Below are 19,271 nucleotides of genomic sequence, written 5' to 3' on the forward strand. Positions count from 1 at the left end.
ATATTTATATTAAAAACAATTATCAAGTTATAAAATTTAGCGCTTATCTATCGTATTAATATAATTAATAACGTAGCTTTGCGCTAATTTTCAGATCTATTCTCTTTAAATTTCTCTTCTTATAAAATATTTTTAGGTTACATTTTTACAATATATTTGACATTAACTATCAATATAGTTATAATCACGCTCAAATTTTAAAAATAAGAGGCATTATGGAACTTTTAAAACACAACATTGACTATATAATCATCGGTATTTTGGGCGTTATGAGCTTTTTTGTGCTTTGGTATACGATAGAACGTATCATTTTTTACTCACGCGTCGATATAAATAGCTACAAAAACATCGAAGAGCTCGATGAGGCGCTGACAAAAAATTTAACCACACTTTACATCATCTACTCAAATGCCCCATATATCGGACTTCTTGGCACGGTTGCTGGCATAATGATCACATTTTATGACATGGGTATGGCTGGCGGCATCGATACAAAAAGTATCATGATTGGCCTATCTTTAGCGCTAAAAGCGACTGCATTTGGCCTACTTGTGGCGATCCCGACGCTTATGATCTACAACGGCTTTGTTAGAAAAGTCGATGTCATGATAAATAGATACAAGGCCAAAAATGCGTCTAAATAAAAAAGATGGGCTAAATATCGTCCCATTTATCGATATCATGCTCGTTTTGCTAGCCATCGTACTAAGCATCTCGACCTTTATCGCCCAGGGCAAGATCGCAGTTGATCTACCAAGTGCGAGTAGCACCGAGCAGATCAAAGAGGACGAGAAAAAAGTGAGTGTCGTTATCGATAAAGATAATAAATTTTTTATAGATGACGCGGAAATTTCGGAAGATGAGCTGAAAGATAAGCTAAATGCCATTGATACTAAGACTTTAGTGCAGCTAAAAAGCGACAAAAACGCTAAATTTGAGAGCTTTGTGAAGGTCATAGATATATTAAAAGAAAAGGGACACGAAAACTTTGCAATCCAAACAGTCTCTGAGTAAAATTTCAAACTATAGTGGCTTAGCAGTATCGGCTATAGTGCACGTGGCGGCAGCTTATTTTTTGCTTTCACATAACTTTAGTGAGATAAAAATAGGCGAGCAAAAACCTATAAAAATAGCTCTAAATTCATTCACTCCAGTGCCACAAACTTCGGCTCCGCAGATAAGCGAACAAGTGATGATACCAGAGCCAACACCTCCAGCTCCACCACCACCGCCAGAGCCACCAAAACCAGAACCTAAGCCTGAACCAAAAGTTGAACCAAAGCCACTACCAAAACCAGAGCCTAAAAAGGTAGAAAAGCCTAAAGCTGAACCTAAAAAAGTGGAGAAAAAGCCACTGCCAAAGCCTGAGCCTCGCCCTGAGCCAAAAATCGAGCCAAAGGTTGAGCCAACACCTGCTACCACTGCGCCATCTCCTGCCGCGACCCCAGCACCTGTTGTAAATTCAAATTTACCAGCAAATAACAAGTCTATCGCCGCAGCTCCAGCTCAAAAAGTAGCACAAGAGTTAAATTTATCAAACGCGCAAAGTGATGAGGACTTTAGCAAGGTTATAGCGGCTGTGAAAAAGCATAAAAACTACCCAAATAACGCTAGAAGGATGAAGCATCAAGGCGTTGTTGAAGTTAGATTTTTGCTTAAAACAGACGGCAGCATAGACGAGCTAAAGGTTACTAAAAGTTCAGGCTTTGAGTCGCTTGACAATGGTGCTTTAGAAAATGTTAAAAAAGCAAGCTCTGAGTTTCCAAAGCCAAAAGAAGCTCGATATCTTCGCTTTCCTATAGCATTTACATTAAGATAAATTTTAAGCTCATTTGAGCTTAAAATTTCTTAGATCAAGTATTTAGATCAGGATAGTCCCAGCAGTTAAACTCAGCGCTCAAGTCGTCATTTTCTTGCCCTTTGCAGCATAGCCACTCAAGCCCTACTCGCCTCTCCATAACGACCTCTTCGTCAAGTCCAGCCACCTTTTTGCCATTTACCCTTGCATCTACGCAGGCCCAGTGGTAGCGATAAACTAGATCAAGCTTGCTTAAAATTTCATCCATGCTGCGAAGCTTTGAGCGGCTTTTTAGCCCGCCCTCTCTAAAGACATTCATCACAAACTCGCAGTCACAAATTTTATCCATCTGGCCGATATCTTCAGCGATGCCAAGCGCCCAAAGAAGTACCCAAAGCGACTCATATTTCCAGCCCATATTCACAGCCGTGTCCATATCAGCTCTGTCCTCAATGACCTCTTGTTCTTTTACGCTAAGTCCATCGTAGGCATCACCTAAAAAGCTCTTTGTCCACGCCATATTTTCTTCGCCCAAAGAGCCTTCATCACGTATCGTACAAGCGCACATGATCGCTGTAAATGAACAAACTGCGCGCCTTACTATCTCGTCCACGTCTCTTGGCGTAACCTCATTATTTTCGTAGCGAAGCGGCAAGCTCTCAAGCACCGCTACACCCTCTTGCTTTAAAATTTTTATATTCTCATCTTTTCTTTGTTGCGCTGTTTTTGACATATCTACACCTCTTTTAAAAATATCAAATACTCCCATTTCCTACCCAAAAAACTCGGCGTTAAATTTCTCTTCGTCGAAATTTTTGCCCAAAAATTTACAAATTTCCTCCATATCAGCCCTCGCCGTTTCAAAACAGCTAGTAGCCCCTGGGCTTGGTGTCATGTTAAAACTTATGCCCTCGCCTGTGCTGATCTTGCCCTCGCCAAGCTCAAGCCTTTTTTTGTTGCGGTCGATCACCTGTGGCCTTACACCACCAAAATTTACAGCGTAGCTTAGGTCATTTTCGCTTAGGCTTGGCACGATCTTTCTGGCGTCTTTAACAAATTCTTTTTTGTTGATAAATGGCACTTCAAATAAGAAATTTCGCAAAATATATGACCTTATATCCTCGTCTTTTAGTAAATTTGTAAAGACTTCAAGGACGTTTTTGTCAAATTTTAGGCACTTTAAAAAGTCAAAAAAGCTAGAACAGCCGTGAAATCTCTCAAGCTTTGGTATGACAAGGGCTGTTGGGCCAAAGCGAGTGTTGCCATTAGCTAGGATGTCTGGGTCGCCGTGAAGTGCAGCAAATGGTAGCTTGTCGTTTTGCACCATATAGACTTTGCCGTTTAGCAGGCGCTTGTTAGCAAAGTAAAAGCTTCCAGCAACTGGTAGCGTGCTAAGATGTAGCCCATAACCCATCTTGTGAGCTAAAAATAGCGAGTGCGCTCCAGCATCGACTACGACGTAGTTTGCTGTGATCACTTCGCCGTCATTTATCTTGATATGAAAGGTATCACCCACCTTTTTCATATCAGTCACTTCTGAGCTTAGGCTGATCTCATAGCCATCTCCGCCTAAATTTAGCGCATTTTGAACGAGCGAATTTGCCACGCCACCAAAGTCCATCGTAGTATACTGCCCATTTTGCGTGCCAATAGCGATGATATTTTCTGGGCGATCATTGCCATTTGCATCAAAAACGACGTTTGGCTCGATCTGTTTTAACTTCTCTTTGTCATAAATTTCAAGATAAGCAAACAGCTCTTTAAAGCTCTCATATCGCTCCTTGATGCGCTCTACTTCGGCATCTCCGATGGCTAGCGTCATCTTTTGATGAGCGAACATATATTTGCCCTCTAGGTTGTATTTTAGAGCGTATTTTACTGGCATATTTGCCACTTGTGAGACCTTTTTTGCCTTTTCTAGCGTGTAGTTTGTCTCGATATCGCCGCAGTGGATGGTCTGCGAGTTGCCCTTGCCGCTTGAATTTAGCGTCGCTACGCCGTCATATTTTTCTAAAAGCGCGACCTTTTTTATATCGCTAAATGCAGCCAACTCGTAAAAGAGTGCCGTCCCACTAATGCCCGCTCCAACAATTGCCACTTCAAAGTGCTTTTGCCTCATTTTCTCCCCTGAAAGTTTAGTCGCACAAATGATACTATATTAAATTTAAATCAAACAGCAAAAAGCAGCGTGTGAAAAATAGGCTGTGTAAAAGTGAAATTTGGCAAGGCTCTCACCTTGCCATAAAATCTTAGTATGCCCTTTTATAAGCGTTTTCTATCTTTTCGCTTTCGCCAAATTCTTTCATGGCGCCAAAAGCAAAATATGGGTTGCGTAGTAGCTCCCTGCCAAGCGCTACGCCATCGCAAACATCGCCAAGCAGCAACGCTTCGCACTCGCTTGCTTTTGTGATAAGTCCCACTGCAAAGACTGGAATTTTAACTGCATTTTTCACCGCTTTTGCGTAGCCAGCCTGATAAAGAGGCGTAAATTTAGGCGCGCTATCAACCTTTGCATAGACACCGCCAGCTGAGACGTGGATGAAGTCAGCTCCATTTTTATCTAGCTCACGTGCTAGCTTTACGCTCTCCTCTATGTCCCAGTCGCCCTTAAGCCAGCTACTTGCACTTATCCTCACGCCAACAGTGATATTAGCGCCAGCCTTAATCTCTCTTAAAATTTCAAGCAGCAGCCTTATGCGGTTTTCAAAAGTGCCGCCGTATTCGTCATCTCGCTCGTTGGTGCCAGCGCATAAAAATTGATTTATCAAATATCCATGCGCCGCGTGTATCTCCACAGCCTCGTATCCTGCGCTCTTTGCCCTAATAGCCGCCTCCACAAAGCTTTGCTTGACGATTGCGATATCCTGCGCGTTCATCTCTTTTGGCGTGGCGTAGTCATCGCTAAATTTGATCATGCTTGGCGCAATGATGTCTTCACACGTGCCCTTTCTGCCAGCGTGAGCTAGCTGGACGGCCATTTTGGCGCCATATTTAGCACATCCTTTTACCAGCTCCGCGTGAGCCTCGATCTGCTCGTCACTCCAAAGGCCAAGGTCTTTTTTAGTGATCCTGCCACGCGCCTCAACAGCCGTCGCCTCAACGATGATCATACCAACGCCGCCTATCGCCCTTGTAGCGTAGTGTAGCTTGTGAAAGCACCTTGGACGACCATCCTCTTTTTTGACCTCATACATGCACATCGGAGCCATGATAATGCGGTTTTTTATCTCGATGCCGCCTATCTTAAGCGGCGTAAAAAGCTTATTTTGCATGAAATTTCCTTTAAATTTTTTGGTTATTTTAGGATATTTGTTTAAATTCTTGGATTTATAGAGATTTTCGTTTTATGATCTTAAAAGTGTTTAGTAAATTTTAAAAATTGCAAATTTGTTTTGTCAAATCAAATGAGTGTCAAGTAAATTTTAAAATTTCATGAACGAGTAATTTCGGCTCTAAAATTTGAGCTAAGCTATAAGCGAAGCCAAATTTTAGTAGTCAATTCTTGCGAGTGAATGGAATTTTAAAATTTGCAAAATAGATTTTTAAAATTTAAAGTTTTATTTCTTTGTTAAGGGGGAAGAGGCTTGAATTACGAAGTCGCTCCCTTCCCCCTTAACAATCCCCTGTCTGCTTTGCAGTTACGAGACGAAGTCGAAGTAAAGCCCTACGACGTTAGAGGTGGCATGCGATAACGCTTTGCGCCGCATGCGTTTTATCATCATGCAAGTGTCAATCAAATTTTAAAATTTATAAACGAGCATATCACGGCTCTAAACTTAGTGGCAAGTGATAACGAGACCTGAATTTAGTAAGTTACTAAGGTGAGTGAATAAGATTTTAAAATTTGTAAAGCTACTAAAATTTATCTATTTCTCCTCCTTAAACAAAGAAACAAAATACTCATCAATATTAATGCCATCCTTTTTCATATCTTTTAGCCTTGCCCTTACGTCGGCGTCTTGCCAAAGAAGTGGTGGTAGCGCAAACATAACCTTATCAAGGCTAAAATTTCTCACATCATCGCGCCAGCCACTCCAGCGGTAAAGCTCGTAAAATTTAGATATATCGCCGCATAACGCCCAGTATAAAAACTGCGAGTAGCCAAGCTGCGTATCTTCCCATTTGCCGCTGTCTGGTGCGTAGTAAAAGACGTTGCCAGCTTTGCCACCAAAGACACCGCCATTTACCGCGAAAAATCCACCCAAAACATCGTCCGCCACGAGCAAATAGCTAGGCATCTGCCCTGCTTCGCTAAAGCTTTTGCCAAGATTAAAGCTGTAAATTCCGCGCTTTATCTGCTCACATCCTGAGCCAAGCACACGCAGCCAGCCGCCATCTATCACTATGCCGCCGCACCCATAAACAAGCGCTCCCATCGGTGAGCGAGTGGTAACTTGAAGCCCTAAAAGCTCACTTTGCGCCCTGCTCTCATCGCAAGGCAAAATTTCATAGTCGTTTTTGGCCTCTTTTAGCCACTCTTCGATCAGCACCCAACCTGGCTCATTTACGTCTATAAGCTCGTCTAAAGCTCTCATTTTCTGTCCTTTCGATAAATTCGGTGAAATTTAAAAGAAGAATTTGGCGAGCCGCCCCGCCAAATTTATATAGATAGGTTATTTTGCGTCCCAAGCTAGGATAGTGTTGCCCTCGGCATCGGTAGCCACGTCGCCCATGCCCATGATGTTGTAGCCACAATCTACGTAGTGAACTTCGCCTGTTACGCCGCTAGCTAAGTCGCTAAGTAGGTACATAGCACTGTTGCCGACGTCTTCAGTCGTGACGTTGCGTTTTAGTGGGCTATTTACTTCGTTGTAGCGTAAAATCATCCTAAAGTCGCCTATACCGCTTGCAGCAAGCGTTTTGATAGGACCTGCGCTGATCGCATTTACGCGGATATTTTTAGCGCCAAGGTCGTGCGCTAGGTAACGAACAGAGCTTTCAAGTGCGGCTTTAGCAACGCCCATGACGTTGTAGTGTGGCACAAATTTTGGTCCGCCAAGATATGTAAGAGTTAGCACCGAGCCACCCTCTTTTAGCACCGGTAGGACCGCGCGAGTAAGGCTTAACAGCGAATAAACACTAGTGCCCATCGCTATGTCAAATGCCTCTTTTGTGGTATTTACAAACTCGCCCTCAAGCGCTTCTTTTGGTGCATACGCCACAGCGTGCACGACAAAATCAATCTCGCCAAGGTCTTTTTTGATTTGGCTAGCAAGCCCATCTAAATGTTCTTGGTTATTTACGTCAAGCTCGTAGACAAATTTACTTCCAAACTCCTCAGCGATCGGCTCAACGCGCTTTTTAAGAGCGTCATTTAGGTATGTAAATGCCATCTGCGCACCTTGATCGTGACAAGCTTTTGCGATGCCGTAAGCGATTGATTTCGCATTAGCGACGCCTACGATAAGACCTTTTTTACCCTTTAAAATCATCATTTCTCCTTTAAAATTTTGCAATTCAAATTTTAAACCAAATTTAATAGCGGCAGTATCACGCAACTCCAGATGTTTAAATTTGCGTTTCGAAATTTAAATAAACCAACAAGCGGATATATCGCTAGGTAAATTTAAATGTTTCGCAGTAAATTTCATCCCAAGACTAGGCAAAATAGCCTGTCGCAGGGTGAAATTTGCAAGATCGTTTAAATTTATCAGCGAGATGCCGCGCTAATAAGCCCTAGAAAATTATTCGCATCCCAGCTGGCTGTGCCTACTAGCACCCCATCGCAGCTCTTTATACCTGCGATATCAGCTATGTTTGCTGCATTGACGCTTCCACCGTAAAGTAGCGGCACATTTGCCTTTGTCTTTAAGAAACTTAGCACCTCATCTATCTGCTCTATGCCAGCACTCTTGCCAGTTCCTATCGCCCAGATCGGCTCGTAGGCGATGACTAAATTTTTATAGCCAAGGTCTATATTTTCAAGCTGGCGGCTTAGAAATTCTTTGGTCGCTCCGCTTTCGTTTGTGCTTAAATTTTCGCCGATGCAGTAGATGATATTCCAGCCATTTTTTGCAGCAAAGTCAAATTTCGCTCGCAAAAACTCCTCGCTCTCTTTTAAAATTTCACGCCTCTCAGAGTGGCCGATCAGCACATCTTTGATATCAAATTCATCAAGCATAGCCTTGCCGATCTCGCCGGTAAATGCCCCACTCTCGCAAGGGTAGAAATTCTGCGCCCCTAGCCTAAAAATATGCCTTTTTTCATCAAAGGCACTAGCTGGAGCAAATACGCTCACATCGTCGTTTGCGCTTAAATTTGCGTCTAAAATTTTCGCGTACTCTCTAAAGCTCTCTCTTGTGTGGTTGCACTTTAAATTCGCTAGAAATTTCAAGACCTACTCCTCTTTTCTAAGCGGTTTTATGCCAGGCAGCTCTTTGCCTTCAATGAGCTCCAAGCTCGCACCGCCGCCAGTTGAGATAAATGTCATCTCGTCGGCATCTCCAGCGCGCTCGACCACGTCAGCCGTATCACCGCCGCCAACGACGGTTGTCGCGTGAGTGTCGATGATAGCGTGGCTCATTTTGATACTGCCTTTGCTAAATTTATCCATCTCAAAAACGCCCATAGGTCCGTTCCACCAGATGGTTTGCGCATCGGCGATGACCTCTTTAAATAGCCTAATCGACGCTGGTCCGATGTCAAGCCCCATCCAGCCATTTGGGATCTCTTGAGCTGGGACGTATTTCACGGCACTTTCAGCCGAAAATGTCTGAGCAGCGACGACATCTACTGGCAGGTAAATTTTCACTCCTAGCTCTTTGCCTTTTTGTAAAATTTGCCTTGCATCTTCGATGAGCTCTTCTTCAAGGAGCGAATTTCCGATGTTTTCGCCAAGTGATTTTAAAAATGTAAATGCCATGCCACCGCCAATTATGAGCTTATCAACACGTGGCAAAAGGTTATGTAATGCTTGAAGCTTACCGCTCACCTTGCTGCCACCGACAACTGCGACAAATGGACGTGATGGATGTTTTATCAAATTTTGAGCGAAATTTATCTCTTTTTGTAGTAAAAATCCTGCCGCCTTGTGCTTTTCATCGTAAAATTTAGTGATCGCTTCAACCGATGCGTGAGCTCTGTGGCAAACGCCAAATGCGTCGTTTATGTAAAATTCGCCAAATTCTGAAAGCTCTTTTGCCAAAGCCTCGTCATTTTTGGTTTCGCCCTTTTCAAAGCGTAAATTTTCTATCATCAAAATTTCGCCAGTTTTTAGCGCTTCAGCCTTTGTCTTAGCGTCATTTCCGATCACATCTTCAGCAAATATCACCTCTCTATCAAGCAGTCTTGATAGTCTTTTTGCTACGCCGCGAAGTGAAAATTTCTCCTCAAAGCCGTTTTTTGGACGTCCAAGGTGACTAGCCAAAACCACGCTGCAGCCGTTATCTAGGCAGTAGCGGATAGTTGGTATCGCTGAGCGGATCCTGCGGTCATCAGTGATGTTTAAAAACTCATCCATAGGCACGTTAAAATCACACCTTATAAAGACTTTTGCACCGTTAAGCTCAAGGTCGTTGATCGATAAAATATCACTCATTTTTCACCCTTTAAATTTACTTTGTAGCCACGATCTTAGCAAGATCTACAAGCCTTGTTGAGTAGCCCCACTCGTTGTCGTACCACGCAAAAACCTTCACCATATCATCAGCGATGACCTGCGTAGTGTCGCTCGCTACGATGCTGCTAAAGGTGCTTGTGCAAAAGTCGCTGCTAACTCTGTAGTCGTCATCAACAAATAAAATTCCCTTTAAATTTGACTCTGCAGCCGCTCTAAATGCCTCGTTTATCTCCTCTTTGCTAGCTGGTCTTTTTAAAACCGCCGTTAGATCGACCATTGATACGTTTGCCACTGGCACGCGCACTGCTTGGCCGTGCAGCTTGCCGCTTAGCTCGGGGAGCACTTTAGCGATCGCTTTTGCAGCTCCGGTGGTTGTAGGTCCGATATTTAGCGCTGCTGCGCGTGAGCGGCGGAAATCTTTAGCCTTTACATCAACTAGGCTTTGGCCATTTGTATATGCGTGGATCGTAGTCATGAGCCCCTTTACGATGCCAAATTTATCGTTTAGCACCTTTGCCACTGGAGCTAGGCCGTTTGTGGTGCAGCTTGCGTTTGAGACGATCGCTTCGCCTGCGTATTTATCGTCATTTACGCCAACTACAAATGTGGCAGTGTCGTCTTTTGCTGGAGCGCTCATGACGACTTTTTTGACGCCGCGAGCAAGATATGGCTCACATTTTTCGGTGGTTAAAAACTTGCCAGTGCACTCTAAAACCACGTCTACGCCGTAGTCTGCGTAGCTAAGCTCGTTTAGATCTCTAGTAGAAAAAACTCTTATCTTTTTGCCATTTACTTCTATAAATTCGTCGCTTATCACCTTAACGTCTTGCTTAAATTCGCCATGCACGCTGTCGTATTTGAGCAAATACCTCGTCATATCCCTTGTTGCGGTGTCGTTAATAGCGACAAGCTCAACATCATCTCGCTCTAAAATAATACGAGCAGCACACCTACCGATACGCCCAAAGCCGTTTATTGCTACTTTAACTGACATCTTAGCTCCTTTTGATATAATTACGCCTAATTCTACAAAAAAGAATTTTAAAACAAATATAAACAAGGCACTTTAATAGATGAAGTTAGCACTTTTTGGCGGGAGCTTTGATCCGGTTCATTTAGGACACGATAGCATTGTAAAAATGGCACTAAGCGGCCTTGATATCGACAAGCTCATCATCATGCCAACTTTTATAAGTCCCTTTAAGAGCGAATTTTCAGCTCCGCCAGAGCTTCGCCTAAAGTGGATAAGAGAAATTTGGGGCGGCCTAGAGAAGGTCGAGATCTCAGACTATGAGATAAATTTAGCTCGCCCAGTGCCTACCATAGAGACGGTTAAGTATTTGTATGAGAAATTCAAGATAGAGAAATTTTATCTCATAATAGGCGCGGACCACCTAGCCACGCTTGATAAGTGGCACGGCTACGAGGAGCTAAAAAATTTAGTGCAGTTTGTGATCGCCAAGCGCAATCACATAGAAATTCCACAAAATTTACAAAAAATGGACGTGCATGTGAATGTTAGCTCGTCGCAGATCAGGCATCAAAAGGGGCTTGATGAGCTGCCTAGCGAGATAAAAGATGAGATTATAAATTTTTACCAAGGATTAAAGATGCAGGAAAGATCGATGCAAGAGCGCACCGAAAGTATAGTTAAGGTTTTAGACGCAAAAAAGGCTGAAGAGATACAAGTGTTTGATATGAGCGGGGATGATTATTTCGTAAAGGCCGTAGTTATCGCTACTACGCTCGGTGAGAGGCACGCTTATTCGCTGAGTGAAGATCTAAAAGAGGAGCTAAAGCCTCTTGGAGAGAAATTTATAGGCACAGAGAGCTCGCCTGATTGGATCGTGATGGACCTTGGCGACATTTTGATACATCTTTTGAGCCCAGCCTACAGAGCAAAATACAACATCGAAGAGTTTTTGCAAAAGCTAAAAACTAGCAAAGAGTCTTAACAAAGACAAGCGATGAGCAAATAAGCCATAAAAATATAAAAAATGCTAGCAAAAATGGCTTTTTGCCCGTCGCTTTAAATATACTCCTATCTATCCCAAACCCCAACGCACACATCGCCACGCAAAGGCATATGCTAGCTAAGAGCTTTAAAATTTGCACCAAATTTTCAGGGAAAAATGGCAAAGACCTAACACAGATCGCCACTAGGAAAAATAGCGCAAACCACGGAATGCTCTTTAGCTTTGAGCCGTCACTATTTTGGCTTAAATTTAAGAAATTTAGCAAAAACAAAAATGGCACTAGCATGATGACGCGAAGCATTTTTATGATGACAGCGGTGCTGCTTGTCGTGCTATCAAATGCTGCTGAGGCTGCCACTACATGAGCTACCTCGTGAAGCGAGCCGCCGATAAAAAAGCCAGTTTGCTGTGGCGTGAGAGCTAGAAATTTAGCGATAAATGGGTAGATAAACATGCCAATCGTCCCAAATAGCACCACCGTGCAAATGGCGATAGCAAGCTTGTTTGCGTCCGCTTTTATCTCATTTTGAGTAGCCATGACAGCAGCTGCGCCACATATGCTTGCCCCTGAGCCAATGAGCACGGCACTATCCTTGCTAAGCCCCAAAGCCTTAGCGGCAAAAAGTGCAAAGACAAAGGTCGCAAAGACCATAAAAGCTGCGTATATCACGCCTAGAGTGCCGACACTTGCGATCTGGCTAAGGCTTATGTTAAAGCCAAAAAGTATGATACCAAGTCTTAAAATTTGCTTCCCAGCGATCGCCACGACGCCACTACTTTTTAAAATTTGAGTCTGTTTGGTGAAAAGATTTGCAAAAATGGCGCCAAGAATGATCGAGATGATGAGCGGACTAGTGTGAAATTTAGCCAAAACCGTGTTTGAGAGCGCAAAAGAAATGGCACAGATCAGCGCCAGAACGAGCACAGCAAGAAATTTATGAGACATATTTTAACCTTAACTATTTTTTTAAAAATGCAATTAGCACGTTTGGGTATAATTAGACGAATTTTATAATGCAAATTTAAAATAAAGATAAAGGGATAGGCCTATGATCATCCTTGGCGAAAAATATACTTTCACCAAACTCGAGCTAGAGAAGCTTAGGAAGAAATTTGGCCAGGTAAATTTTTTATCCCATGAAAATAGCGACGCTAAGGCTTTGCGAAGCGCACTGGAAAATCTCATAAAATCAGGCGATCAAAGGCTCATAGTGCTAAATACTGAAAAGCCAGTTGATGGCAAGCTGGTGAGATTTCTCACGCTTTTGCAGTTTAAGACGAAGTATAAAAAGATCAAATTTCTAAATGTGGAGAGCTTTTTAGAAATTTATCTGCAAAAGTGCTACATCCCAGAAAATGGCGAAAATTTAAACTTTTTAAACGATATCAAGCCCTATAATGCCCTTGAATACGCCTTAAAACGTGTGATCGACTATGTAAGCTGCTCACTGCTTCTTGTGATGCTTTTTGTACTTAAATTTTACGTAAAGAAAAAGATAGACGAGCAGTCGCCTGGTAGCCTTTACTTTTTGCAAAATAGGGTTGGGCTTGGAAACAAAGAATTTGAATGTATTAAATTTCGCTCGATGGTAGTTGACGCTGAAAAAGACGGGGCTAAATTTGCTAGCAAAAACGATGAGAGAGTCTTTGAATTTGGCGAATTTATGCGCAAAACTCGCATCGATGAGATACCGCAGTGCATAAATGTGCTTCGCGGGCAGATGCACCTAATAGGACCAAGACCAGAGCGAAGATACTGGATAAATTTCTTTGAAAAAGAGATACCTTACTACAACGAACGCCACATCGTCCGACCTGGTATCACCGGCTGGGCACAGGTAAACTACCCTTACGGCGCAAATGCACTTGATGCCAAACAAAAGCTGATGTATGATCTTTACTACATAAAGCACTGGTCACTTTGGCTGGAGATAAAGATCATAGCAAAAACTATTGCAATCATATTTGAAAAAAAGGGAGTTTAGTCACAAAACTTCTATCATTTTTTTAACTAATACTTTATACGATAAATTATTTTTCACATACTCTTTACCGTTTTGCCCCATTTTTTCTCTTTCTTCTTTTGGCATATTGTAAATTTTTAAGATAGCATTTATAAGTTCTTCTTTACTACCAAATTTTATACTCATACCGCATTTAGCTATTTTTACCATATCTTGTTCTTCCAAATCAAAAACATGAACTATTGGGGTTTTCGAATACATATATTCATTAATTTTCAACGGAGATATGCCATATTTATCCAAATTTAAACCAGGAGACGCCCTATATAGGACATTGCACCGTTGCATAACTCTAAAAGCGTCATCTTTGGATAATGCACCAGTGAAAATTATATTTTCATTCTTATAAATATTTGTTAGTTTTTCTCTTTGAGCACCATCTCCAACTATTAAAATAACAATATCCTTATAATTATCATCAAAGAAAGATGCCGTTTCTAAAAGAAAATCGATAGCATTTGACTCAGTTAATCCACCAATATAACCTATAATAAATTTATTTTCTGGTAATTTTATACTTAACTCGTCGCTGTTTATATTGTCATAAAAGCTTAAGTTTAGACCAGTAGGAACAAACGCTGAATTTGCTTTTATATTATAATCTTTAAAATATTCATTTAAATTATCCAGAGGAGAAATTGTTAAATCAGAGTATCTATGCATTAAGCGCTCCGTAATTGATAGCAATACTACAAATGGATGGAATTTGCTAGTATTCATTATCTCTATAATGGATAAAGGCCAAATATCTTTTATCTCAATAATTAATTTTGCTTTCAGTTTTCTGGATAATATCTTGGCTGCAAAAAACTGAAATGGATGAGGAGACGCCATCACTATCACATCTACTTTTCCAAGTTCTGCCAATATACTATTTGTGTATCTAATAATATTAATAACAAAAGTAAACATGTTTATTATACGCCCAAAACCATTACCAATATATTTTGGTGTCTTAATACTTATAAATTTAACACCATCTTCGATATGACTATTATAAGGTTCAGATATAACCATTGCACCTCTAATTCTATGTGAAAATGCAGCATTAATTATTGTTGCTTTATAGCCAAGCTCTACTAGTTCTTTAGCAAAGAAAAAATGTCTAGCATCAAAATCTTTTTTGCCGCCATTATAATGGCCTAAAAATAGCACACTCTTCATTTTTTAGCCTATTTGAAATAAAGCTTAGGTATAGAATTAACAACTTTTATCACATCCTCAAAATTTAGACCTAGTGTATCCAAATACCATTTTATATTTTGATATCTTGGTCTATTTTCATCATTAACCAACTTCAATGCTTCATCTCTACTTATTTGTCCTTCCCTAATTTGATTGCTTCTAAAAGTATCATGCTCTGTAAAACCAGCTACTGTATAGTACACATAATTATAAAAAGCTGCCGTTCCATCACCTATACGCCATGTAGTACTTGTATCTACAGCTTTTTCCCAAGAGTATTGGTTTACCAAGGTATCATTTATAATGTTCTCGTCCCAACGCCAATAATCAAATATATGATAATAATCTTTTTTCTCAGTAAAACTTCTATAGTACTCCCCAGAAAGCGTATCCCATAAAGATGAGTTAAAATATCCAGGGCTTTGAAGCATAGCCATAAATCTCTTTGCATGATACTTGAGCTGTTTCATAATACCGTGGCTATATACGCGTTTTTCCTCAAAATCAGGCGCTATACCCAGAAAACCTGTTTTAAAATGCGTCACTTCAAGTGGGTTTACACCCCAAAGATTCAAATTTATACCTGTTTGTTTTTTAATAACCTCAACATATCTAAAAAAATGTTTGTCACCAGCTGTAAGCATAGCCATCATGCCAAGATGTGGTGATTTCAACCATGCATTTAAATTCTTTTTTATATTGTCTCTTTTTTTTGAAATATCAGCCGCAACAATAATATTTTCAACACCAAGTTCAGAACACATTCTACTAATATTTCTTCTACCAAGATCAGTAACCATGCCCCAGTCATAAGTATATGTTACAGGCTTCATCTTTAATTCGTTTACTATTAAATGAAGAGCATAACAGCTATCTCTACCACCAGAAAACGGCACTATGCAATCCAGATCATTGCCACTTCTTCTATAAGGCTCAACAAGCTTTAGCAATTCTTCCTTAGGTTTTGGATTATTTCTTAACTTATAGTTCTTACAATAATTACACACACCATCGTCATCAAATTTTATAAATGGCATTGTCTCTGGCAGAATACATTTTTTGCACCTTTTTAAAGCTGGACGACCAAATTCCAACAGAGCATCTTCTGCTTTAATAAATTTAAATTCTGGTATTAAATTTTCTCTTTTTTGATTATTGTCGCTTATGATGAAATCTTTATCACAAAACGGTATATCTAAAATTTTATAATTATGCTTTACTTGCTCTATGTCTTCGCATGCTATTTCATCCAAGGCATATCGCTCCGACGCGAAATAAATATCCTCCTCACAATGCCCAATATATAAACTACCATTATTTGAGAAAAGCAATAACTTACCATATTCTGGCAACAATAAAGCACATGCAACCACACCTTGACACATGCTTAATACTTTCTCTGGTATCTCATCTACACTAAGTCCACCTTTTAAGCAATACTGAGCAATAGCCACTATACACTCTGAATCTATTTTGTATAATCTATCAAGACCTATATTATCCCAAATCTTTTGTTCATTAACAATAATTCCATTATGGATAACACACATCTTATCTCTAACAACTGGTTGATTATCATTAAAACCATTTGTTATTAGCCTACTATGACCAAATGCTACCTTTGATTTATACGGATTAACATTATTTAAAAGTTTTTCAATATTATAATCAGCTCTTAGAATTTTATATACATCAGTATCATAATAGGCTATACCACTTGAATCAACACCTCTTTGCTCAGCATGTTTTACTAATTTTTTAAATTTTTCTTTATTTATCCTTGTTTTAGATATTTGTCCAAAAATTCCACACATACTTATACTCCAATTTCTTTTAACATATTAACTATTATCTCGCTTGCCTTACCATTACCATATAAATTTAATTCCAAATTATTTTCATTAAAAGTTTTTATAGTTGAAAAGGCAGCTAAAATTTTATCTTTATTTGCGCCCACTAAAATATTTGCCTTGCATTTTACAAGCTCCACCCACTCCGTTTCATCACGTAATGTAATACACTGTTTTTTAAAGAAAAATGCCTCTTTCTGAAGTCCTCCGCTATCAGTCATTACAAAAAAGCAATTATCAATAAGCCATGTCATTTCCAAATAACCAACTGGCTCTATAATGGTAAGATTTATAGTATTTATGTTTAAATTTTGCAATATCTTTTTGGTTCTTGGATGAAGTGGTAAGATAACTTGGATATTTTTAGCTATATCATTTAAAGCTTCAAAAATAGTCTTAAGTCTAACCTCATTATCTGTATTTTCAGCCCTATGTATAGTACAAAGTATAAATTTTTTATCAACATTCAAATTTGGCTTTTTTGCAAACTTTTTATAAAATATTGCCCCATCTTGCATTACATCGCCACTTTTTATTACTTTGCAGTCAAATTTTTCAAAACCTTCGTTTTTCAAATTCTGCACTGCGGTATCAGTAGGACAAAATAAAATTTGACTCACACGATCTGCCAAAATTCTATTGATCTCCTCGGGCATTTTTGTATTAAAACTTCTTAGCCCAGCTTCAACATGGGCTAGCTTTATGTGCAGCTTTGAAGCAACTAATGCACCAGCTAATGTAGAATTTGTATCGCCATATACCATTATAATATCTGGCTTTACATTGAAAGCTATCTCTTCTATTTTCTCCATCATCTGTCCGGTCATAGCACCATGAGTTTTACCTCCAATGCCCAAAAAATAGTTTGGTTTTGGTATTTGCATCTCATCAAAAAATATATCACTCATGTTTGCATCATAGTGCTGTCCAGTGTGAACTATAATCTCTTTGATGCTATCAAATTTGGATATCTCTCGACTCACCGATCCTGCTTTTATAAACTGTGGTCTTGCACCTAAAATTGTTAGAAGCTTCATTTTATATCAACCATTTATTAATAAATTTTTCTATCTTTTTCATCTGCTCCATATATAGTCCTCTCTGTTTTATAATATTTTGGTTTATAAGCATCATGTCTTTAGTATTGTTGTCTAGAATTTTCTCTATAGCGTTTATAAATTGATCACTATCATTAAATAAAAAACCATTAACTCCATCGAGCACCCAGCTTCTATTCGACATAATATTAGATACAACTGGAACGGCACCGCATGCCATAGCCTCCAACAATGACAAAGAAGTACCGTCTGACATTGTATTGCTTATATATATTTTCGTCCTATCCATTTTTTTTAATAAATCACTATGATCCATGCTCTTGTAAAAATCAATAAAACTATAACTTTGTTTTAACTTTAATAGATCGTTTTCGCTTATGTGAGGCAAAACAAAAACTATTTTTAAATTTCTATTTTTGAAGTATTTTAAATATTCAAGCACTTCTTCTATTCTAGAATTTGGCACAAACGCTCTATTTGACAATATATCTATATTTTTTTCGCTATATTTTAAAGATATTTTTTCAATACCATATTGACCAACAAATACCCTACTAGCATCTATGCCATAAGATAAAATTTTATCTCTTATTTGGTCTGATACAGCAAAAATAGCATCTGTTCTCTTCAAAATAGTTTTATTAATCATTTTTAAAAAAATATTTTTATTCAAAATATCACTACCATGGCAAACAACACAAAATAATGCTTTTATGCTTGAAATTTTTTTAGCCAAGAAAGAAATAAGACCCATACTATAGCTAAAGTGAGCATTTATAACATTTGGTTTAACATCATTAAAAATTTTAGCCAATTTAAAAATATAGAATAAATAATAATAGTTACCTCCTCTATTATCAACAGTTTTATTGCTAAGAAAAAAAATACTTTTACAGTTTGTTATATTTGTTTTGGAAAAAGTTGCTAAAAAAACATCATATCCAGAATCAATAAAATAATCTACCCATTTTTTGGTATGTATTGAGCCAGCATCCGCTATGAATATTATTTTTTTCATTGTTGCAACAACACTCTATTAAAAAAAGAAAGCCTTAATCTCTCTTTTACAGATACATCTAGATTTTTTTCAGCAAAATTTCTAGCAGCAACATTAACTTGATGATTTCTAAAAACCCTACTTACAAATTCATAAATTTTATAGTAGTTGTCTTTTAGGTTACTGCCCTCTTCCAACTTAAGAGCAAATGCCTCATTGCCAGTCAGATCCGTATCGTTGTATGCATATACAACCGGCAAACCACACGAAAAATAATCTCTTGTCTTTAGAGGTGAAGCTTCTTTCATTTTTTGATATTCATACATACACAAAGTTCCTATACCAACATCAGCCTTGCTTATTTCTTTTAATACCTCTGTAGATGCTAACTTGCCTTTAAACTCTAGATTGGACGTATTTTCTCCACATATGCCTATAATGACAAAATCATATTCTAAAAAAAGCTTAGACATCTCTACAACAACATCAAATCCCTGCCACGGTTGTCCTGGCGATCCAACGAATACTAGTTTTGGCCTACTGTTAACATTATTTTTTAATGGATGGCTTAAAACATCAGCCCCGTTTGATATAACAACATTATTTCTATAATCTCCATAATACATATCTTTAAGCTCATGGCTAACATATATATAGTGCTTAATTTTATTCAAAATCAATTTTCTAAAAAAATAGTTATAATAGTATTTGATTATATTACTCAATTTGTATTCAAACATATCATTTCCATTTATCTCCATAACCACGCATTTAGTAGATATAAATTCTGATAAAAATGGAGTATATAACATATATCTCATATAT

The 19,271-nt window shown here is 39.0% G+C and carries 19 protein-coding genes; 5 read left to right on the forward strand and 14 right to left on the reverse strand.

Translation table 11 applies throughout. The features are described from left to right. The first annotated feature begins 215 nt into the window (after positions 1 to 215). From exbB to F3G88_RS08660, 3 genes are all read left to right on the forward strand, one after another. Complete coding sequence (gene exbB, locus F3G88_RS08650; protein WP_103573494.1) at positions 216 to 644, forward strand: TonB-system energizer ExbB; 429 nt, start codon at positions 216 to 218, stop codon at positions 642 to 644. Further along, positions 631 to 1,014: a TonB system transport protein ExbD gene (gene exbD / locus F3G88_RS08655; RefSeq protein ID WP_103567691.1), complete on the forward strand. Its 384-nt coding sequence runs from the start codon at positions 631 to 633 to the stop codon at positions 1,012 to 1,014. Before exbB ends, exbD begins: the two co-directional genes overlap by 14 nt. A gap of 61 nt (positions 1,015 to 1,075) precedes the next feature. Continuing rightward, positions 1,076 to 1,819, forward strand: coding sequence for an energy transducer TonB (locus tag F3G88_RS08660; protein ID WP_223228753.1), 744 nt, complete (start codon positions 1,076 to 1,078; stop codon positions 1,817 to 1,819). 34 nt (positions 1,820 to 1,853) lie between these two features. Here F3G88_RS08660 and F3G88_RS08665 read toward each other — a convergent pair whose 3' ends face one another. The 8 genes from F3G88_RS08665 to gap form a co-directional block, all read right to left on the reverse strand. Further along, positions 1,854 to 2,531 (reverse strand): DUF4272 domain-containing protein, encoded by a 678-nt coding sequence (locus F3G88_RS08665; RefSeq protein ID WP_149715907.1) that lies wholly within the window; start codon positions 2,529 to 2,531, stop codon positions 1,854 to 1,856. A 39-nt stretch (positions 2,532 to 2,570) separates the two neighbouring features. Next, positions 2,571 to 3,917, reverse strand: a complete 1,347-nt coding sequence (locus tag F3G88_RS08670) for an FAD-dependent oxidoreductase (RefSeq protein ID WP_149715908.1) — start codon at positions 3,915 to 3,917, stop codon at positions 2,571 to 2,573. A 130-nt stretch (positions 3,918 to 4,047) separates the two neighbouring features. Beyond that, the gene (locus tag F3G88_RS08675) at positions 4,048 to 5,070 is read right to left on the reverse strand and encodes an NADH:flavin oxidoreductase/NADH oxidase (RefSeq protein WP_149715909.1); all 1,023 of its coding nucleotides are present in this window, start codon (positions 5,068 to 5,070) and stop codon (positions 4,048 to 4,050) included. A 594-nt stretch (positions 5,071 to 5,664) separates the two neighbouring features. Beyond that, positions 5,665 to 6,333: a DUF2625 family protein gene (locus F3G88_RS08680; protein WP_149715910.1), complete on the reverse strand. Its 669-nt coding sequence runs from the start codon at positions 6,331 to 6,333 to the stop codon at positions 5,665 to 5,667. Positions 6,334 to 6,411: 78 nt separating this feature from the next. Further along, positions 6,412 to 7,230: an enoyl-ACP reductase FabI gene (gene fabI, locus F3G88_RS08685; protein ID WP_149715950.1), complete on the reverse strand. Its 819-nt coding sequence runs from the start codon at positions 7,228 to 7,230 to the stop codon at positions 6,412 to 6,414. A 218-nt stretch (positions 7,231 to 7,448) separates the two neighbouring features. Beyond that, the gene (locus tag F3G88_RS08690) at positions 7,449 to 8,132 is read right to left on the reverse strand and encodes a triose-phosphate isomerase (protein ID WP_149715911.1); all 684 of its coding nucleotides are present in this window, start codon (positions 8,130 to 8,132) and stop codon (positions 7,449 to 7,451) included. A 3-nt stretch (positions 8,133 to 8,135) separates the two neighbouring features. Continuing rightward, the gene (locus tag F3G88_RS08695; protein WP_149715912.1) at positions 8,136 to 9,335 is read right to left on the reverse strand and encodes a phosphoglycerate kinase; all 1,200 of its coding nucleotides are present in this window, start codon (positions 9,333 to 9,335) and stop codon (positions 8,136 to 8,138) included. Positions 9,336 to 9,351: 16 nt separating this feature from the next. Then, positions 9,352 to 10,350, reverse strand: a complete 999-nt coding sequence (gene gap / locus F3G88_RS08700) for a type I glyceraldehyde-3-phosphate dehydrogenase (RefSeq protein WP_149715913.1) — start codon at positions 10,348 to 10,350, stop codon at positions 9,352 to 9,354. Positions 10,351 to 10,429: 79 nt separating this feature from the next. On the opposite strand from gap, the gene nadD reads away from it, so the two are divergent. Beyond that, complete coding sequence (gene nadD / locus F3G88_RS08705; protein WP_149715914.1) at positions 10,430 to 11,311, forward strand: nicotinate (nicotinamide) nucleotide adenylyltransferase; 882 nt, start codon at positions 10,430 to 10,432, stop codon at positions 11,309 to 11,311. Here the strand turns inward: nadD and F3G88_RS08710 are convergent. After that, on the reverse strand, positions 11,295 to 12,278 hold the full coding sequence (locus F3G88_RS08710) for a YeiH family protein (protein ID WP_103607869.1): 984 nt from the start codon (positions 12,276 to 12,278) through the stop codon (positions 11,295 to 11,297). The genes nadD and F3G88_RS08710 overlap by 17 nt on opposite strands. 103 nt (positions 12,279 to 12,381) lie before the next feature. Here F3G88_RS08710 and F3G88_RS08715 point away from each other — a divergent pair, with 103 nt between their 5' ends. Continuing rightward, positions 12,382 to 13,317 carry a sugar transferase gene (locus tag F3G88_RS08715; RefSeq protein ID WP_149715915.1) on the forward strand — a complete coding sequence of 312 codons (936 nt, stop codon included), beginning with the start codon at positions 12,382 to 12,384 and terminating at the stop codon, positions 13,315 to 13,317. Here the strand turns inward: F3G88_RS08715 and F3G88_RS08720 are convergent, their stop codons facing one another. From F3G88_RS08720 to F3G88_RS08740, 5 genes are all read right to left on the reverse strand, one after another. Next, entirely contained in the window at positions 13,318 to 14,520 is a 1,203-nt protein-coding gene (locus tag F3G88_RS08720) for a glycosyltransferase family 4 protein (protein ID WP_103573479.1), read from the reverse strand. It lies immediately after the preceding gene. Between the two features lie 8 nt (positions 14,521 to 14,528). Beyond that, on the reverse strand, positions 14,529 to 16,355 hold the full coding sequence (locus F3G88_RS08725) for a glucosamine 6-phosphate synthetase (RefSeq protein WP_103573478.1): 1,827 nt from the start codon (positions 16,353 to 16,355) through the stop codon (positions 14,529 to 14,531). A gap of 2 nt (positions 16,356 to 16,357) precedes the next feature. Then, a complete protein-coding gene (wecB, locus tag F3G88_RS08730; RefSeq protein WP_149715916.1) occupies positions 16,358 to 17,428 on the reverse strand; it encodes a non-hydrolyzing UDP-N-acetylglucosamine 2-epimerase in 1,071 nt (356 codons plus the stop codon). Position 17,429: 1 nt separating this feature from the next. Then, a complete protein-coding gene (locus F3G88_RS08735) occupies positions 17,430 to 18,467 on the reverse strand; it encodes a glycosyltransferase family 4 protein (protein ID WP_149715917.1) in 1,038 nt (345 codons plus the stop codon). Continuing rightward, positions 18,464 to 19,271: glycosyltransferase family protein (locus F3G88_RS08740; RefSeq protein WP_223228754.1), on the reverse strand; the 808-nt coding region annotated here is incomplete at its 5' end. The genes F3G88_RS08740 and F3G88_RS08735, both read right to left, overlap by 4 nt.

The organism is Campylobacter concisus (assembly GCF_902460675.1).
Lineage (GTDB): Bacteria > Campylobacterota > Campylobacteria > Campylobacterales > Campylobacteraceae > Campylobacter_A > Campylobacter_A concisus_AJ.

Coding starts and splice junctions, on each gene's coding strand:
- F3G88_RS08735 (WP_149715917.1), bottom strand. CDS start 18,467: ATGAAAAAAATAATATTCATAGCGGATGCTGGCTCAATACATACCAAA.
- F3G88_RS08680 (WP_149715910.1), bottom strand. CDS start 6,333: ATGAGAGCTTTAGACGAGCTTATAGACGTAAATGAGCCAGGTTGGGTG.
- F3G88_RS08695 (WP_149715912.1), bottom strand. CDS start 9,335: ATGAGTGATATTTTATCGATCAACGACCTTGAGCTTAACGGTGCAAAA.
- F3G88_RS08710 (WP_103607869.1), bottom strand. CDS start 12,278: ATGTCTCATAAATTTCTTGCTGTGCTCGTTCTGGCGCTGATCTGTGCC.
- fabI (WP_149715950.1), bottom strand. CDS start 7,230: ATGATTTTAAAGGGTAAAAAAGGTCTTATCGTAGGCGTCGCTAATGCG.
- F3G88_RS08670 (WP_149715908.1), bottom strand. CDS start 3,917: ATGAGGCAAAAGCACTTTGAAGTGGCAATTGTTGGAGCGGGCATTAGT.
- exbD (WP_103567691.1), top strand. CDS start 631: ATGCGTCTAAATAAAAAAGATGGGCTAAATATCGTCCCATTTATCGAT.
- gap (WP_149715913.1), bottom strand. CDS start 10,350: ATGTCAGTTAAAGTAGCAATAAACGGCTTTGGGCGTATCGGTAGGTGT.
- F3G88_RS08665 (WP_149715907.1), bottom strand. CDS start 2,531: ATGTCAAAAACAGCGCAACAAAGAAAAGATGAGAATATAAAAATTTTA.
- F3G88_RS08720 (WP_103573479.1), bottom strand. CDS start 14,520: ATGAAGAGTGTGCTATTTTTAGGCCATTATAATGGCGGCAAAAAAGAT.
- exbB (WP_103573494.1), top strand. CDS start 216: ATGGAACTTTTAAAACACAACATTGACTATATAATCATCGGTATTTTG.
- F3G88_RS08675 (WP_149715909.1), bottom strand. CDS start 5,070: ATGCAAAATAAGCTTTTTACGCCGCTTAAGATAGGCGGCATCGAGATA.
- F3G88_RS08715 (WP_149715915.1), top strand. CDS start 12,382: ATGATCATCCTTGGCGAAAAATATACTTTCACCAAACTCGAGCTAGAG.
- nadD (WP_149715914.1), top strand. CDS start 10,430: ATGAAGTTAGCACTTTTTGGCGGGAGCTTTGATCCGGTTCATTTAGGA.
- wecB (WP_149715916.1), bottom strand. CDS start 17,428: ATGAAGCTTCTAACAATTTTAGGTGCAAGACCACAGTTTATAAAAGCA.
- F3G88_RS08725 (WP_103573478.1), bottom strand. CDS start 16,355: ATGTGTGGAATTTTTGGACAAATATCTAAAACAAGGATAAATAAAGAA.